Here is a 15,759-nt window from a genome sequence, read left to right as displayed (position 1 = left end):
CGGCCGCGGCGACGCATGACCAATCAATTCTTGCGCAGTACGTATGAGTAAAACTAATGCGTGCAGTCTTCGCCGTCTTGCGCAGCTACCTGCGCCAGCCAGTCGTGCAAGGCGCGGACCGGTTCGCTGAGCGCGCCGCGTGGCGTCACGAACCACCAGCCGATGCGGGGATCTTCAAGCGTGGCGCCGGGCAGCGCCTGCACCAGCGCGCCGCTGGCAAGCTGCGAGGCGATGAGCCGATGCCGCCCCATGGCCAGGCCCTGCCCCGCCAGCGCGGCCTCAATGACGATGTTGTAGTCATGCAGTCGCACCGTTCGCGCAAGCCCCAGATCCAGGCCGTGCCGCCGCGCCCAGGCGTCCCACTCGAAAGGCTGCCTTGCGTGCGAGGCCAACAGGGGATGGCGCAGCAGGTCCGATGGAGTCTTCGGACGCTTCCTGCCTGCCACCAGCGCTGGCGCGCACACGACCGACAGCCGCTCCGTCATCAGCAGCGACGCCCGCACGCCGGGCCAGCCGCCCCGGCCATAGCGGATGGCCGCGTCGACCTCGCCGCCCGCGACGTCCGCCAGCGCGATGTCCGGCTGCAATTGCAGGTCGATGTCCGGGTGCGACGCGGCAAACGCCGGCAGGCGCGGCGCAAGCCATCGGGTGGCGAACGAAGCCAGCAATCCGACCTTGAGGATATGCCGCGGGGCCTCAGGTGCGCGGATCTCGTCCGTGCCCTGGCGCAGCAGCTCGAACGCCGCGTGCACGCGATCGAAATAGGCCTGGCCGGCCTCGGTAAGCGCGACGGCGCGCGTGCGCCGTTCAAAGAGCGCAACGCCCAATTCCTTTTCCAGCCGCTGGATATGGTGGCTGATGGCGCTTTGCGTGACGAACAATTCCTGGGCCGCCTGCGAAAAGCTTAGCCGCCTTGCGGCCGCCTCGAAGGCGCGCAGCGAGACCAGGGCAGGCAGGGATCGCGTGGAACGCATGGGTGTGTGGGTGCCAAGGGATAAGCGGATATGCGGATGCGAGCCATCCTACGCCATGCACGCGGCATGGCAACCGCCGCCCCAATGCAAAAAGCCCGCAAACAAGTTGCGGGCTTTTTTAGGGGTACTGCGATACTGCAAATTCTTGGCTCCCCGAGCTGGGCTCGAACCAGCGACCTGCGGATTAACAGTCCGTCGCTCTACCGACTGAGCTATCGGGGAACAGGTAGAGGGGGCGAATTATGCACAAAAAATCGAAAGAATGCAAAACGGGTCGAAAACCTGGTTCCGGTTTTCGGAATTGCCGTTGGCGGTTACCGGCTAGCCCTCGTGGCGAAGGCCGGCGAATGGCGCCCTCTCCGGGAGCGCCAGCCTGCAAGGCTGCCGTCAACCCGATCCCGTATCATGGCACCCAGAAGGTTCGCGACCTCTCTCGTTTTTCTGGGTTCATTCATGTCTTCGTTCGACATCCAATTGCTGCTCACCGCCCTGGTGAGCGTTCTGGTCCTGGTCGCGCTCATCGTTTCGCGCATACGCATGCATCCGCTGCTGGCGCTGCTGATCGTCTCCATCGGCGTCGGCTTTGCCACCGGCATGGCGCCGGTCGCCATCGTCAAGAATCTGACGGATGGCGCCGGCAAGACGCTGGGCGCAGTGGGCGTGGTGATTGCCCTGGGCGCCATGCTGGGCAAGATCCTGGCCGATTCCGGCACCACCGAGCGCCTGGCCAATGCCATCCTGCGGCATACCTCGGCCCGCATGATTCCCTGGGCGATGACGCTGGTGGCGTTCGTCATCGGCATTCCGATGTTCTTTGAAGTGGGGCTGGTGGTGATGCTGCCGCTGATCTTCAGCGTGGCGCGCAAGCTGGAAAGCCAGGAGCGTTTCAAGGGCTCGGCCTACGTCTACGTCGGCGTGCCGGTTATCGCGGCCCTGGCGGCCATGCACGGCATGGTGCCGCCGCATCCCGGCCCGCTGACCGCAATCGCCACGCTGAAGACCACCGTCGGTCCCACCATGATCTACGGCTTTATCGCCGCCCTGCCGGCCATGATCTTCGGCGGTCCGCTGTATGGCGCTTTCATTGCCCCGCGCATGACCACCCGGCCTGACGAGGCGCTGCTCGAGCAGTTCACGGCGACGACCGATGCCGCACAGGGCAAGAATGCGCCCAGCGTGGGCCTGGGCGTCCTGGCGGCCCTGCTGCCCGCACTGCTGATGCTGGTGCACGCCCTGGCCGAGATGCTGCTGCCCAAGGATTCCAGCGTGACGCACGTGGCCGCCTTCCTGGGCAACCCGGTGGTCGCGATGCTGCTGGGCGTGTTGTTTGCGGCCGTGACGCTGGTGTTCCTGCGCGGCGGCGACGCGGAAAAACTGCGCGGCGCGCTGGGCCAGAGTCTCAGGCCCATCGCGGGCATCATGCTCATCATCGCTGGCGGCGGCGCCTTCCAGCAGGTGCTGACCAGCGCCAAGGTGGGCGATGCCATCGTGCACCTGACCCATCAGTTCGCGTTCCCGCCGCTGATCCTGGGCTGGCTGATCGCCATGCTGCTGTCGGTGTCCACGGGCTCCGCCACGGTCGGCATCGTTGGCGCCGCGGGCCTGCTCGCGCCGCTGGCTGGCGCCGATCCCAGCCTGAACCTGCCGCTGCTAGCGCTCTCGATCGGCTGCGGTTCGCTCTTTTTCAACTATGCCAACCACGCGGGCTTCTGGATGGTGAAGGAGTCCTTCGGCATGACCATGGGCGAAGCCACCAAGACGATCTCGGTGGTGCAGTCGATCGTCGCGGTGGTGGGCCTGGTGATGGTGCTGCTGTTCGATATGCTGCCGCCGCTGGGCTGAGGCCGAGCACAAAGCCCAACCGCGCGGTTGGGCTTTTTTTTGCTTACTGTTCGCCGCCGCCGGCAGGGTCGCTGGCCGCGTGGGCCGAACCGAGCCAGGCCAGGCATCGATCCGTATCGACTACGTATCTAGTGTAGCGACGGCTGCACCCGGTAAGACGTTGTCCGCGAACGGATGCGCCGCGTCTTCAATCGCGGGGGGTATTGGCGGAGTCCTCGCCCGCCACCTGTCCCTGCTTTCTGGCCGGGTGCGCGGTGAGCACGGCATGCGCCTGCATATCCAGGGCGGGACGAATCACACCATCGCGGTCCTTCCACACCTTCACGGTCAGCGAGCCAGACAGCGCCACGCTTTCGCCGTCGCCCAGCGCCGTCAGCGCCTGTCCAGCGCTCTGCGAAAACGTGATGACGTTCACCAACAGGGGTTCGCCATCCCCACCGGCCGCGCGCACCTTCGCGGTGACGTAAACGCTGCCATTCTTGCCGACCCCCTTCTTGGCCTGCCCGTAGATCTTGCCCGCTATCAATCCGTCAATCATGGTTCACCTCGTCGTTTCTGCTTAGGTTGTATCAGGTTCAGCCCAGGGGGCGGTATTCGGGGCAACCGCGGGATGGGGCGCGGTGCTGGCGATGATTACGGGTGCCGCGTGGGTGGTGCACTCGGGCCGGTGCGGCTCGCCAATATTGGGAGCTTGGCAGAGAGAGCGCATGGCTGGGTCAAAGATGGCTAGCGCTTCAATCCCAGCTAATCATGCGGCTAGGCGGCGCCGGGCGGCGGATCAATCGGGCCCGCTATGCGGGCGTCATTGCTGCCCAAGACGTACCGACTCTGGATCTTGGCGGGTCATTCAAATGCGATCACGCCCTGAGCCGAGACCGCCGCCCAGCAGCAGATGCCCTACGTCTTTGTTTCGGACGCCGCTTAGACCGGTAATAGAAAACTTTTCACCCCTGCCCGCTGCGCGGTTCAACTTCTCTGGGTCGCTCTGTGATGATCCGCTGTCCGCTCTGACGATTGTTTACCGTCGTCGGCATGCTTGCTCGCGGGTGAACTTGCACCTCTAGTGGAAAAGTAGCCGTGCCTGCGGGCCAAAAAAAGCCTGGATGCTACTGATGAATTCAGACAGCGCTGATAGACGGTGCAGCCGCTATTCATGATCTTAGCCACTTCGCCAAGCAACGCCGCTAATTGGCTGGGGGGCAGACAAGGATGAATAGCAATATTCGCGTCATCAAAGGCATTTCATACAAACCGTTCGCAATCGCCCCGCCGGGTAAGACGTTGTGTTTCATTGGAGGTAGACGTATTGCGGTGGAAACTTGGGCGCTTGATTGGGGGCAGCACGAGTTCAACTACGAAATCAACTCTCGCCCCCTTGACTGGGATGGTCGCCCGCTGTCCGTTGTTGCGACGCGGGACATGCTGCAAGATGAATTTTTTGAACGTCGCGTGGTTTCGCGACTTCCGATCCCGATTAGCGTTGGCGTGTCAGATGGACGGCCCGAAGTTCAGCTCACGCTCGGCGAGGTTTCCCCTCAGGTTTATGAGACGCAGCTACCTGCAGCCAAAGTGATGTGGGAACTAAATTTCCGATCTCATCGGCTAGTAGCGGCGGCGGGGCCTCGCCCGAAATCGACCGCAAGGCAAGTGGCACAAGCCACGATTGCCGGACAGTCCGTGCCAAATGGATTTGACTATCTGATGGTACATGCGCCGCTTGTTGATCGTCATTCCTTCCGAATTGTCAGTGGTGACCTGGGCCTAAGGGACGTTATTGGCACAGACCGTGGCTTGAGCAAAAGGTGGTGGACATGGGTTACTGGTCGATGAAAGCTCGTTTTGCTTTTGCGTTTGCGACGGTCCTGCTGGTGGCGGGCTGCACAGAATATGAAGAGCAGGCGCCACTTCCCAGCTCCCGCCCCCGCGCGTTCCTGTTGATTGATACCGGAAAGGAAGAGGATGCCTCACGGTTGTTTGATGAAGTACGAAATATCCTCGGAGAGAACCTCGATTTTTCGGGAACGGCATTCGGATTTGATCCACCTACTGGCTTTTTCTTTTTAACGCCAGGACAGTGCGATGCACTCCCGAAGGCAGCGATTCGCGCGCAAGAACTGATGACGGAAATTATCGGGAAGGCTCCCACATGCGCGAATTGGTCGTCCGAATATCGCCGGCCGTCTTCCGACGCTTCGACAGTATTGGCAGCCCTTTCGCTTCGCGTGGAGAGCGCCAAGCCGTCGTTCGACGACGACCGCAAACTCGCTTCGTTAAGCCTAGTGTTGTCCGCAAGCAGCGCGAAGGAACTGGAGTCCTTCACGGCAGCCCATGTCGGCAATACTGCGCGGATATCCGCCAACGACAAGACAATCACTGAAGCCGTGATCATGGGGCCGATTTCAGGAAGGCATCTTGATGTCGGAGGGATGGCTCATGAAGAAGCCAAGAGCATCGCGGATTCGCTCGTCAATGACGGAACTACGCTAAAAGTCGAAATCCTGGCCCTGGATGGCAAGTAGTCGAATTTCTCCCGGACGGCGAGTCGATCCGCCCGGGACTTGAAGCCGACGGCGTCATCGCGTTGATCGCACCTACTTGGTGATCGCAACTACTTGGCCAATAAAAAACCCGCACAGCCTTTGCTGGTGCGGGTTTCAAGCGCCATCCGATATGACGGGATACGGGTGGTGTCTGGTGCCGGTGAAAGGAATCGAACCCTCGACCTTCTCATTACAAGTGAGCTGCTCTACCAACTGAGCTACACCGGCGTTGCGTGCCGGGGCACGCGCAGGGACTGCATTGTAATGAAAAAAATGCAGGCCCTGCGTTCGGTCGTTATTTGACGATGGTCAGGCGCGGGCGCTTGGGCTCGTCGTCGTCGCCATCGTCGCCACCTGGGGCGGGATTGGCGTCGGAGCCTTCGGGCGCGGCCTCCTGGGCTGCGCCCTGGGCGCCCGCCTCGGGCGGCTCGTAGGGCTGGACCTCGAAGCCCATGCCGGCGCCGGTTTCGCGCGCATAGATGGCGCTGACGGCGCCTACGGGGACGTAGACGTTTTCGGTCACGCCGCTGAAGCGGGCCTGGAATTCGATGAATTCGTTGCCCAGGACCAGGCGGTTGGTGGCCAGCGTGCCTACGTTCAGCGTGATCTGACCGTCGCGCACGTGGGCGACGGGCACCATGGTGTGCTCGTCGACCTGCACGGTGATGTACGGCGTGTAGCCGTTATCGGTGCACCATTCGTGCAGCGCGCGGATCAGATACGGTTTGGTCGAAGTTTCACCCATTACACAGCCAGCCTTAACGACGCATTACTTTTTCCGAAGGCGTCAGCGCTTCGATGTAGGCCGGGCGCGAGAAGATGCGTTCGGCGTACTTTTGCAGCGGAGCCGCGTTCTTGGGCAGTTCGATGCCGTAGTGGTCCAAGCGCCAGAGCAGCGGAGCCACGGCCACGTCGAGCATGGAGAATTCCTCGCCCAGCATGTACTTGTTCTTGAGCAGCATCGGCGCCAGCTGGGCCAGGCGGTCGCGGATGTTCTGGCGCGCGTTGGCCAGCTTCTTCTCGTCGGGCTTGGCGCTGCGGTCTTCAAGCGTCGAGACGTGAACGAACAGTTCTTTCTCGAAGTTGTAGAGGAACAGGCGCGTGCGCGCACGCATGACCGGGTCGGCGGGCATCAGCTGCGGATGCGGGAAGCGCTCGTCGATGTACTCGTTGATGATGTTCGACTCGTACAGGACCAGGTCGCGCTCGACCAGAATGGGCACTTGACCGTACGGGTTCATCACCGAGATGTCTTCGGGCTTGTTGTACAGGTCGATGTCGCGGATCTCGAAATCCATACCCTTTTCGAACAACACGAAGCGGCAGCGTTGCGAAAACGGACACGTGGTTCCGGAATAGAGCACCATCATGGCGGTAAGTCCTTTATGAAAAACGAAAGGCCAGCGCCTAAATCTAGCAGGCGCTGGCCCCAATTGCCAGGCGGGGATAGGCGTACAGCCCTATCCGCCTGTTCCGTCCCCTAATGAAAAAACGGGGTCGGCTGGGGAACCTGGCGGGGCGTTGCGGTTAGCGCACGTGTTTCCAGTACGAGGCATTCAGGCGCCACGTAACAAAGAAGAACAGCAGCAGGAACAACATGACACCGACGCCGATTCGGACACGGAGTGTCTGGACCGGTTCAGCCATCCAGGACATGAACGCGGTCAGGTCGGCGACGTCGTTGTCGTATGTTGCGGTTTGGGCCGGGTTGGCGGCCTTGAATTTGGCATCGAAGGTGGCATGGCCGTGGTAGTTGGCTACCGGCTCGGCCTTGACCGTGGCAAAACCCTGTGCATCGTACACCGTTGTGACGCGTTCCCAGGATTTGGCGCCGCCGTCCTTGCCTTCGACCTCGTGCATGGCGACCGTGGTGAGCTCGCGCGGACCCTGTTCCTGCCAGAGCGCGTGAGGCATGCCGACGGCCGGGAACACCAGGTTGTTCCAGCCGGTGGCGCGCGACGTGTCGCGGTAGAAAGTGCGCAGGTAGGTGTACAGGTAGTCGGAGCCCGAGGGACCGGCGTTCACGGATTTGGCGCGGGCGATCACGGACAAGTCCGGGGGCGTCGTGCCGAACCACTGCTTGGCGTCCTTGGGCGTCATGGCGACGTGCATCATGTCGCCAATCTTTTCGCCCGTGAACAGCAGGCTTTCCTTGATTTGCTGGTCGGTCAGCCCGATGTCCTTGAGCTTGTTGTAGCGCATCGAGGACGCGCTATGACAGTTCAGGCAGTAGTTGACGAACAGCTTGGCGCCATTTTGCAGCGACGCCATGTCGTTGACGCGGTAAGGCGCCTTGTCCAGCGCAAATCCGCCTCCGGCGGCAAAGGTAGCGGTACACGTGAGCATCAGGGCCACGGCACCAATCAGCTTCTTGATCATGGTTTGTCCGTTATTCGCGTGGGCTCAGTGGGCGTGGAACGTGACGCGGTCGGGCACTTGCTTGAAAGTGCCCAGGCGGCTCCATACCGGCATCAGGAAGAAGAATGCCAGGTACAGCAGCGTGCCGATCTGCGACGTCAGGTTCAACGGAGGACTGGGCGGCTGCGTACCGATGTAGCCGAGCACCAGGAAGTTGACCATGAAGATGCCGTAGATCCACTTGTGCCACGTGGGGCGGTAGCGGATCGACTTGACCGGCGAATGGTCGAGCCAGGGCAGGAAGAACAGGATGACGACCGTGCCGCCCATGGCCACCACGCCCCAGAACTTGGCGTCGATGGCGCGCAGCAGCACGGCGACGACGATCAGGATGCCGGGGACGGCAATGCGCAGGAAGCCCTTGAGATTGCTCTTGGCGAACAGCACGATCGCGCCCAACACCGCCGCGCCGGCCAGCACCCACGTGAATTCGTCGGTGGTTGCGCGCAGCATGGAGTAGAACGGCGTGAAGTACCAGACCGGCGCAATGTGCGGAGGCGTCTTCAGCGAGTCCGCAGGAATGAAGTTGTTGAACTCGAGGAAGTACCCGCCCATTTCCGGGGCGAAGAACACGATGGCCGCGAACACCAGCAGGAAGCCCGCCACGCCCACCAGGTCATGAACCGAGTAGAACGGGTGGAACGGGATGCCGTCTTTCGGGCGACCGTACTTGTCCTTCGGGCCCTGCTTGATCTCGATGCCGTCCGGGTTGTTCGAGCCGACTTCGTGCAGCGCGACCAGGTGCGCCGCCACCAGGCCGACCAGCACCAGCGGAATGGCGATGACGTGGAAGGCGAAGAAGCGGTTCAGCGTGGCGTCCGACACGACGTAGTCGCCGCGGATCCAGATGGACAGTTCAGGGCCGATGAACGGAATGGCGGCGAACAGGTTCACGATCACCTGGGCGCCCCAGTACGACATCTGGCCCCACGGCAGCAGGTAGCCGAAGAAGGCTTCGGCCATCAGACAGAGGAAGATCGCGACGCCGAAGATCCACACCAGTTCGCGGGGCTTGCGGTAGGAACCGTAGAGCAGGCCGCGGAGCATGTGCAGGTAGACGACGACGAAGAACATCGACGCGCCGGTGGAATGCATGTAGCGCACCAGCCAGCCCCACGGGACCTCGCGCATGATGTATTCGACGGATTGGAACGCGCGTTCGGCGTCCGGCTTGTAGTGCATGACCAGGAAAATGCCGGTCACGATCTGCAGCACCAGCACCAGAAGCGCCAGCGAGCCAAAGAAATACCAGAAGTTGAAATTCTTGGGTGCGTAATACTCGGACAGATGTGCTTTCCAGGTGGAGGTCACCGGAAAGCGCCGGTCCAGCCAGCCCAACAGGCCTGTCGTCTCGACGGTTTTCTCGCCAGCCATGTAACGGCTCCTTCTCTAATACGTGGCGTATTGTTTTACTTACGTAATTCGGGAAAAAAGCGCGACGCGCGCGTCAGGCCTTGTTGTCTTCATCGACGCCCACGATGATCCGGGTGTCGGTGAGATACTGGTACGGCGGAACTTCGAGATTATCGGGAGCGGGCTTGTTCTTGAAGACCCGGCCTGCCAGGTCGAACGTAGAGCCGTGGCAGGGACAGAGGAATCCGCCTTGCCAGTCCGCGCCCAGGCCGCCGCCGCCACCCGTTTCGAAGTGCGAAGTAGGCGAGCAACCCAGGTGGGTGCAGATGCCGACGCAAACGAAGATCTCGGGCTTGCGCGAGCGGCCTTCGTTTTCGGCGTAGGGAGGAGTGAAGCCGGGCCGCTTGGATTGCGGGTCGGCTAGCTGGGGATCCAGCGTCTTCAGGCCGGCGAGCTGCTCGGGAGAGCGGTGGAGGATCCACACCGGCTTGCCGCGCCATTCAACCGTTTTCATGGCGCCGACAGGAATGTCGCCGATGTCCACTTCAACGGGGGCCCCAGCCGCGCGGGCTTTTTCGGAGGGGGAAAACGTGCTCACAAGCGGCACTGCCGTTGCGACACCTGCTACGCCACCCACAGCACAGGCGGTGGTAACCCAGAAACGTCGCGAAGGATCAGGTGGCAGGTTGGGATCAACCGCACCGTCATCGTCATGCACCAGCGTATCCTGACTCATCTTCCTATCCTTGTTGATGCGCCCGCTCTACGAGTAGCATCACTTCTGCGGCATCGGGTTCGCGGGAATATGTAACAACATAGCAACCGCGTATTATAGGCCAGCCTACCCTCAGGCGTATCAAGAATGGAGCGGATTTATGAGCAAAACGACTGGTTTCGTCAAAGAGTTTCGAGATTTCGCGGTCAAGGGCAATGCGGTCGATCTGGCCGTCGGTGTCATTATCGGCGCGGCTTTCGGCAGGATTGTCGACTCGTTGGTCCGGGACATCATCATGCCTCTCGTCAATTTCATTCTTGGCGGATCAGTTGATTTTTCGAACAAATTCCTCGTGCTGTCGATGCCGGAGGGCTACAGCGGCCCGATGACCTACGCCGACCTGACCAAGGCAGGGGCCAACGTGTTCGCGTGGGGCAACTTCGTCACCATCATCATCAACTTCGTGTTGCTGGCGTTTGTGATCTTCTGGATGGTGAAGGCCATCTACAAGGCCCGCGCCAAGAGCGAGGAAGCGCCGGCCAAGACGCCCGAAGACGTGGCGCTGCTGCGTGAAATCCGCGACCTGCTCAAGCGGCCGTAAAAGAAAAGCGCCCTTCGGGGCGCTTATGCATCGGGCGGCGGCGGCAGCCGGCGCCCTGTTCGCCGGGCTTTTCAGGCCGGATTGTCGATATCCACGAATTCGACGGTGATGCCGAAATGCTGGGCCACGGCCTGGCCCAGCGCCTGGACGCCGTAGCGTTCGGTGGCGTGGTGGCCCGCAGCGACGAAGCCCACGCCCGTTTCCCGGGCCAGGTGGACGGTGGATTCCGAGACTTCGCCGGTGATGTAGGCCGTGGCGCCGGCATCGATCGCGTCACCCATCATGCCTTGTGCGCCGCCGGTGCACCACCCGATCCGCGCCAGCGGCTGATCGGGGTCGCCCACGACTAGTGGCTGGCGGCCCAGGCGCTGGGCGACCCGATCGCCGAGTTGGCCCAGGGTTTGCGGTACGTCGGTGTTGCCCAGCCAGATCAGCCCGTCCTGGCCACAGGTCAGCGGGGCGCCGTCGTCGCGGCGCGCGGGCACGAGGCCCAGCACGCGCGCGAGCTGGGCGTTGTTGCCCAGCGTGGGATGCGCATCCAGCGGCAGGTGATAGGCATACAGGTTCAGGTCATTCTTCAAGGTCAGGGCCATGCGCGTGCGGCGCGTGCCGATGACGCGGCGGTCTTCGTTGCGCCACATCCAGCCGTGATGCACCAGCACCGCATCTGCGCCGCGCTCGACCGCCGCGCGCAGCAATGCTTCGCTGGCCGTGACACCGGTGATAATGTGTCCGACCTCGGATCGGCCTTCCACCTGCATCCCGTTGGGACAGTAGTCCTTGAAACGGGCCGCTTGCAGGGTGTCGTCCAGCCAGTTGGCCAGGACGCGGGAGTCCACTTTATTCATCGCTAGTCCTATCAGAATCATGCGCCGATATTGGCTGATTTTTGCTCAGGCCGTCACGGTCTGCCTGGGTATTCTATTCGTCGTGACCACATTGCGGCCCGACCTGCTGCGGGTGAACGGGCCAGGAGCTGTCCAGCAGGTTGTGGCGGCGGCCGGCCATCCGACCGGGGGGGATGTCGGCGCGGTGTCGTATGCGGACGGCGTGGCCAAGGCGGCGCCGTCGGTGGTGAATGTCTTTACCACCAAGCACGTGAACGTGCCGCTGATTCCGCTGCCCGATGACCCCGTGCTGCGCCAGTTCTTTGGGCAGATGCCGGGCGTGAGCCGCCGCGAGGCTTCGACCAGCCTGGGGTCCGGGGTGATCGTGAACCAGGACGGCTATGTGCTGACGAATTATCACGTAGTGCAGGCTGCGGACGCCATCGAGGTTGCATTGCGGGACGGCCGGCGCGACACGGCCAAGGTCGTGGGCGCGGACCCGGATACGGATCTGGCGGTGCTCAAGCTGGCGACCTTGCGGTCCCTGCCCGCCGCCACGCTTGCGCCTGATGGCGGCCTGCGCGTGGGCGACGTCGTGCTGGCGATCGGCAACCCGTTTGGCGTGGGACAGACCACCACGCAGGGCATCGTGTCGGCGCTGGGCCGCAATGGCCTGGGCCTGAATACGTACGAGAACTTCATCCAGACCGATGCCGCGATCAATCCGGGCAACTCCGGCGGCGCGCTGATCGACGCCTATGGCAACCTGGTGGGCATCAACACCGCCATCTATTCCGAATCGGGTGGATCGATGGGCATTGGCTTTGCGACGCCGATCGAGATCGCGCGCAGGGTGATGGACGAGATCGTCAAGACAGGGGGCGTCAAGCGCGGCTGGCTGGGCGTGGAGCCGCAGGACGTCACGCCGGAGCTGGCGCGGGCGTTCGAGCTGTCAAAGGACACCACGGGCGTGATCATCGCTGGCGTCATGCGCGACGGGCCGGCCGGGCGCGCGGGCCTGCGCGTGGGCGACATCGTGCAGTCGGTGAATGGAAAGCGGGTGGCGGACACCACCGCGCTGTTGTCTGAAATTGCGCTGCTGCCCCCGGGACAACGGGCCACGCTGGGCATCCTGAGGTCGGGCAAGCCTGCGGAGTTGGCGGTGGTGGTGGGTACGCGCCCAGGCAAACCGCGCTAGGTGGACGAGTTGTCCAGCGCCGGTGGCCCGCCGGCGCCGCCCTGTTTTTCGGAAAATTCCCGCACCACGGCCAGGATCACCTTCTTGATGCTGTCGGGCTGGTTTTCCAGTCGGGCGCAGATCTCGGCGCAGTAGCCGTCGCGATAACCAATGGCCGCGTCATGCAGGCCGTGCGCGGGGGCGGAGGGGGAATCGGCCGCGGGAACGACGCCGTCGGCCAGCCACGCCACGCTGGTGCCCAGTGCTCGCGCCAGCCGCGTCAACGTCAGGCGGGATGGCGAATAACTGTCAGCCGGGCGGGTCAGGATGCGATGGATGCAGGACTGCGGTACGCCGGAGATACGCGCGAGCTGGTTCTGGCTAGGGATGCCGCGCCACCGCATGAGGGTGCGCAGCCTTTGTGGGAGCGACATGACTGCAATGTAGGATTGCAGTCATGTGCCGACAAGGGTGAAACAGTCCTGCTTTTGCAGGGAGCCGAGCGCGTCAGTGGCGTTCGGTGAGCGAGTCCGAGGCCGCGTCGTCGGAAGCGCCCTCTTTGGGCGTGACCATGCGGGCGCAGATCAGGCCGACTTCGTACAGCAGGCACAGCGGCACCGCCAGCATGAACTGGCTGACCACGTCCGGGGGCGTGACGACGGCGGCGATGATGAAGGCGCCCACCACGACATAGCCGCGCGCGGCCTTGAGCTTGGACAGCTCGACAACGCCCATCTTCACCAGCAACACTACGGCCACGGGGACTTCGAACGTGATGCCGAACGCCAGGAACATCGTCATGACGAAGCTGAGGTAGGCCTCGATGTCCGGCGCGGGGGTGATGGACTGCGGCGCGAAGGTGGCGATGAAGTGGAACACCGTGCGGAACACCACGAAATAGCAGAACGCCATGCCCGCGATGAACAGGAAGGTGCTGGAGACGATGAGCGGCAGCGCCAGGCGCTTTTCGTGGCGGTACAGCCCGGGCGCCACGAAGGCCCAGGCCTGGTACAGCACCACGGGCAGCGCGACGATGAACGCGGCCATCATCGTGACCTTGACCGGCACCATGAACGGCGTGATGACGCCGGTGGCGATCATGCGCGTGCCCTCGGGCAGCGATGCCAGCATGGGTGCGGCCAGCACGTCATAGATGGCCGACGCGCCGGGATAGATGAACAGCACGATGAACACGGCTACCACCGCGCCGACGGCGCGCAGCAGGCGCGTGCGCAGTTCGACCAGATGGGAGATGAAGGTCTCTTGCTGGCCTTCTTCTTGGGAGGCGTCCTGGGTCACGACGGGGTTCCGGAGGGCGAGACGGGCTTGGCGACGGGCGCGGCGACGTCAGCCGTGGGCGCGCTGGGCGCCGGGGCGGGTTGTTGGGGGATAGCGGTCGGACCGGACGCGGGTTCCGCGGCGGGTAGGTCCAGGTCCAGGTTTTGGTTCTGTCCGGGCGGGGCAATCGTGCGCGCCGGCTCGGCAGCGGCGTCCGCGGCGGCGGTGGCCGTCGCGGCAACCGTAGCGGCCGCTGGCGTTGCCTTGCCCGAGGCTTCGCGGGCGACCTCGTCGAGTTCCGCGCGGAATTGCTGCACGGGCTCTTGCAAGGAGGCCTGGGTCTCGTTCATGGACTGTTGCACGCCCTGGGCGGCATCTTCCATTTCGGTTTTGAACTTGCGCAGTTCGTCGAGTTCGATTTCGCGCTGGATATCGGACTTGACGTCATTGACGTAACGCTGCGCGCGCCCGAGCAGGTGACCGACAGTGCGGGCCACCTTGGGCAGGCGTTCGGGGCCGATGACGATCAGGGCGACGACGCCGATCACCATCAGTTCAGTGAGGCTGACATCAAACATTCGACGGCCGCTCGGGAATTGAAACAATGAGGGCCGGCCTGTTCAAGGCTGGCCCGGGGAGACTGGCTGTGACGCTCAGGAGTTGGTTTTTTCCTTGGCCTGCACGTCGATGGTGTCGCCGGCGACGCGCTGCTGCGTGACCGGTTCGGCGGGCTTGTCGCTGTTGGCTTCCTTCATGCCTTCCTTGAAGCCCTTGACCGCGCCACCCAGATCGCCGCCGATGTTACGCAGCTTCTTGGTGCCGAAAATCAGCGCAACGATGACCAGAACGACCAACCAGTGCCAAATGCTGAAACTACCCATGATGTTTCTCCGAATTACGCAGTGGGGGCCACGCGACCTTTCCAGGGACGCGAGCCGCCGATGATGTGGAAATGCAGGTGCGGGACTTCCTGGCCGCCTTCGACGCCAGAATTGATCATGATGCGAAATCCGCCATCAGGGCCCGGACGGCAACCGTTCTCGGCGGCAAGCCGCGGCGCCAACGACATCATTCTACCCAACCAATCTGCGTCCTCGCCCGTAATATCCTGCATGGATGTGACATGACGTCGAGGGATCAGCAACAAGTGCACCGGCGCGGCCGGATTGATATCGTGAAATGCAACAAAGTCCTGGTCTTCGTAGACCTTCTTGGACGGGATGTCGCCGGCGGCGATCTTGCAAAACAGGCAGTTGTCGCTCATGGGTTCGGGTTCCGTAGTCAGTCTTGCGGGCGGCTTGCCTTTTCCGCCAGGCCCGACAGGCCTTCGCGGCGGGCCAGCTCGGCCAGCACGTCTTCGGGTCGCAGGTTGAAATGGGTCAGCGCCACCAGGCAGTGAAACCAGAGATCCGCGGTTTCGCTGACGATGCGGTCCGGCACGCCGTCCTTGGCGGCCATGACCAGTTCAGTGGCTTCTTCCCCGATCTTTTTCAGGAAGGAATCGGGCCCCTTGGCCAGCAGCTTGGCCGAATAGGAGGCCTGCGGGTCGCCGCCATTCTGGGGGCGCCGGGTTTCCAGGGTGTCTGCAATGCGGGCCAGCACGTCGGCCGCGCTCAAGGTCTGATCAGTCATTTGTAGATGAGTTCCGGGTCTTTGAGCACCGGATCCACCGTGACCCAGGAAGCGTGGTCGGTCTGGCCTTCCAGGCGGCGGAAGAAACAGCTGGCGCGGCCGGTGTGACAGGCGATGCCGCCTTCCTGGTGGACCTTCAGCAGGATCACGTCGCCATCGCAATCCAGCCGCAGTTCATGCACTTCCTGGACGTGACCGGATTCTTCGCCCTTGCGCCACAGGCGCTGGCGCGAGCGCGACCAGTAGACCGCGCGGCCGGTGGCGGCGGTCTCGGCCAGGGATTCGCGGTTCATCCAGGCCACCATCATGATCTGGCCGTTTTCGGCGTCTTGGGCGATGGCGGGGATCAGGCCGTTTTCGTCGAAGACGACGTCGGCCATCCAGGCGGGTTCATTGCTCATA

The 15,759-nt window shown here is 63.0% G+C and carries 20 protein-coding genes and 2 tRNA genes; 5 read left to right on the top strand and 17 right to left on the bottom strand.

The window, feature by feature from the left end:
* Window positions 1-53: 53 nt before the first annotated feature.
* Together gcvA and RT614_RS20575 are read right to left on the bottom strand one after the other, a co-directional pair.
* Window positions 54-974, bottom strand: coding sequence for a transcriptional regulator GcvA (gcvA, locus tag RT614_RS20580; protein ID WP_313623973.1), 921 nt, complete (start codon window positions 972-974; stop codon window positions 54-56).
* A gap of 146 nt (window positions 975-1,120) precedes the next feature.
* Window positions 1,121-1,196: transfer RNA gene (locus RT614_RS20575), tRNA-Asn, on the bottom strand.
* Window positions 1,197-1,427: 231 nt separating this feature from the next.
* Here RT614_RS20575 and RT614_RS20570 point away from each other — a divergent pair.
* Window positions 1,428-2,816, top strand: a complete 1,389-nt coding sequence (locus RT614_RS20570; RefSeq protein WP_313623972.1) for a gluconate:H+ symporter — start codon at window positions 1,428-1,430, stop codon at window positions 2,814-2,816.
* A 187-nt stretch (window positions 2,817-3,003) separates the two neighbouring features.
* On the opposite strand, the gene RT614_RS20565 is transcribed toward RT614_RS20570, so the two are convergent.
* The gene (locus tag RT614_RS20565) at window positions 3,004-3,354 is read right to left on the bottom strand and encodes a single-stranded DNA-binding protein (RefSeq protein ID WP_313623971.1); all 351 of its coding nucleotides are present in this window, start codon (window positions 3,352-3,354) and stop codon (window positions 3,004-3,006) included.
* A gap of 671 nt (window positions 3,355-4,025) precedes the next feature.
* Between RT614_RS20565 and RT614_RS20560 the strand changes: the two genes are divergently transcribed.
* Together RT614_RS20560 and RT614_RS20555 are read left to right on the top strand one after the other, a co-directional pair.
* The gene (locus RT614_RS20560) at window positions 4,026-4,646 is read left to right on the top strand and encodes a hypothetical protein (RefSeq protein WP_313623970.1); all 621 of its coding nucleotides are present in this window, start codon (window positions 4,026-4,028) and stop codon (window positions 4,644-4,646) included.
* Window positions 4,628-5,335 carry a SecDF P1 head subdomain-containing protein gene (locus tag RT614_RS20555; protein WP_313623969.1) on the top strand — a complete coding sequence of 236 codons (708 nt, stop codon included), beginning with the start codon at window positions 4,628-4,630 and terminating at the stop codon, window positions 5,333-5,335. The genes RT614_RS20560 and RT614_RS20555 overlap by 19 nt, the downstream gene beginning before the upstream one ends.
* A 173-nt stretch (window positions 5,336-5,508) precedes the next feature.
* Here RT614_RS20555 and RT614_RS20550 read toward each other — a convergent pair.
* The 6 genes from RT614_RS20550 to petA form a co-directional block, all read right to left on the bottom strand.
* Window positions 5,509-5,584 (bottom strand) — tRNA-Thr (locus RT614_RS20550).
* A gap of 67 nt (window positions 5,585-5,651) precedes the next feature.
* Complete coding sequence (locus tag RT614_RS20545) at window positions 5,652-6,101, bottom strand: ClpXP protease specificity-enhancing factor (RefSeq protein ID WP_313623968.1); 450 nt, start codon at window positions 6,099-6,101, stop codon at window positions 5,652-5,654.
* 13 nt (window positions 6,102-6,114) lie between these two features.
* Complete coding sequence (locus RT614_RS20540; protein WP_006388039.1) at window positions 6,115-6,726, bottom strand: glutathione S-transferase N-terminal domain-containing protein; 612 nt, start codon at window positions 6,724-6,726, stop codon at window positions 6,115-6,117.
* 157 nt (window positions 6,727-6,883) lie between these two features.
* Window positions 6,884-7,735: a cytochrome c1 gene (locus tag RT614_RS20535; protein WP_313623967.1), complete on the bottom strand. Its 852-nt coding sequence runs from the start codon at window positions 7,733-7,735 to the stop codon at window positions 6,884-6,886.
* A gap of 24 nt (window positions 7,736-7,759) precedes the next feature.
* Entirely contained in the window at window positions 7,760-9,148 is a 1,389-nt protein-coding gene (locus RT614_RS20530) for a cytochrome bc complex cytochrome b subunit (protein ID WP_313623966.1), read from the bottom strand.
* Between the two features lie 73 nt (window positions 9,149-9,221).
* Window positions 9,222-9,863, bottom strand: coding sequence for a ubiquinol-cytochrome c reductase iron-sulfur subunit (gene petA / locus RT614_RS20525; RefSeq protein ID WP_313623965.1), 642 nt, complete (start codon window positions 9,861-9,863; stop codon window positions 9,222-9,224).
* Window positions 9,864-10,002: 139 nt separating this feature from the next.
* On the opposite strand from petA, the gene mscL reads away from it, so the two are divergent.
* Window positions 10,003-10,443 (top strand): large conductance mechanosensitive channel protein MscL, encoded by a 441-nt coding sequence (gene mscL, locus RT614_RS20520; protein WP_313623964.1) that lies wholly within the window; start codon window positions 10,003-10,005, stop codon window positions 10,441-10,443.
* 71 nt (window positions 10,444-10,514) lie between these two features.
* Here mscL and RT614_RS20515 read toward each other — a convergent pair whose 3' ends face one another.
* Window positions 10,515-11,291 carry a Nif3-like dinuclear metal center hexameric protein gene (locus tag RT614_RS20515; protein WP_313623963.1) on the bottom strand — a complete coding sequence of 259 codons (777 nt, stop codon included), beginning with the start codon at window positions 11,289-11,291 and terminating at the stop codon, window positions 10,515-10,517.
* 19 nt (window positions 11,292-11,310) lie between these two features.
* Between RT614_RS20515 and RT614_RS20510 the strand changes: the two genes are divergently transcribed.
* Window positions 11,311-12,468 (top strand): trypsin-like peptidase domain-containing protein, encoded by a 1,158-nt coding sequence (locus RT614_RS20510; protein ID WP_313623962.1) that lies wholly within the window; start codon window positions 11,311-11,313, stop codon window positions 12,466-12,468.
* On the opposite strand, the gene RT614_RS20505 is transcribed toward RT614_RS20510, so the two are convergent.
* The 7 genes from RT614_RS20505 to hisI all read right to left on the bottom strand — a co-directional run bounded on the left by RT614_RS20505 (window position 12,465) and on the right by hisI (window position 15,758).
* Window positions 12,465-12,881 (bottom strand): helix-turn-helix transcriptional regulator, encoded by a 417-nt coding sequence (locus RT614_RS20505; RefSeq protein ID WP_313623961.1) that lies wholly within the window; start codon window positions 12,879-12,881, stop codon window positions 12,465-12,467. The two genes, RT614_RS20510 and RT614_RS20505, sit on opposite strands and share 4 nt — an antisense overlap.
* Before the next feature lie 73 nt (window positions 12,882-12,954).
* Complete coding sequence (tatC, locus tag RT614_RS20500) at window positions 12,955-13,746, bottom strand: twin-arginine translocase subunit TatC (protein ID WP_313623960.1); 792 nt, start codon at window positions 13,744-13,746, stop codon at window positions 12,955-12,957.
* The gene (tatB, locus tag RT614_RS20495) at window positions 13,743-14,303 is read right to left on the bottom strand and encodes a Sec-independent protein translocase protein TatB (RefSeq protein ID WP_313623959.1); all 561 of its coding nucleotides are present in this window, start codon (window positions 14,301-14,303) and stop codon (window positions 13,743-13,745) included. Before tatB ends, tatC begins: the two co-directional genes overlap by 4 nt.
* Before the next feature lie 75 nt (window positions 14,304-14,378).
* The gene (tatA, locus tag RT614_RS20490) at window positions 14,379-14,606 is read right to left on the bottom strand and encodes a Sec-independent protein translocase subunit TatA (protein WP_313623958.1); all 228 of its coding nucleotides are present in this window, start codon (window positions 14,604-14,606) and stop codon (window positions 14,379-14,381) included.
* A 14-nt stretch (window positions 14,607-14,620) separates the two neighbouring features.
* Window positions 14,621-14,989 (bottom strand): histidine triad nucleotide-binding protein, encoded by a 369-nt coding sequence (locus RT614_RS20485; RefSeq protein WP_008160460.1) that lies wholly within the window; start codon window positions 14,987-14,989, stop codon window positions 14,621-14,623.
* Between the two features lie 17 nt (window positions 14,990-15,006).
* Window positions 15,007-15,357, bottom strand: coding sequence for a phosphoribosyl-ATP diphosphatase (locus RT614_RS20480; RefSeq protein WP_313623957.1), 351 nt, complete (start codon window positions 15,355-15,357; stop codon window positions 15,007-15,009).
* The gene (gene hisI, locus RT614_RS20475) at window positions 15,354-15,758 is read right to left on the bottom strand and encodes a phosphoribosyl-AMP cyclohydrolase (protein WP_313623956.1); all 405 of its coding nucleotides are present in this window, start codon (window positions 15,756-15,758) and stop codon (window positions 15,354-15,356) included. Before hisI ends, RT614_RS20480 begins: the two co-directional genes overlap by 4 nt.
* Window position 15,759: the final 1 nt, after the last annotated feature.

The sequence above is a fragment of the Achromobacter sp. genome, assembly GCF_032102605.1.
Taxonomy (GTDB): Bacteria; Pseudomonadota; Gammaproteobacteria; order Burkholderiales; family Burkholderiaceae_B; genus Achromobacter.
The sequence above is the reverse complement of the archived record's forward strand: the minus strand, read 5'-3'. Positions and strand labels throughout refer to the sequence as shown.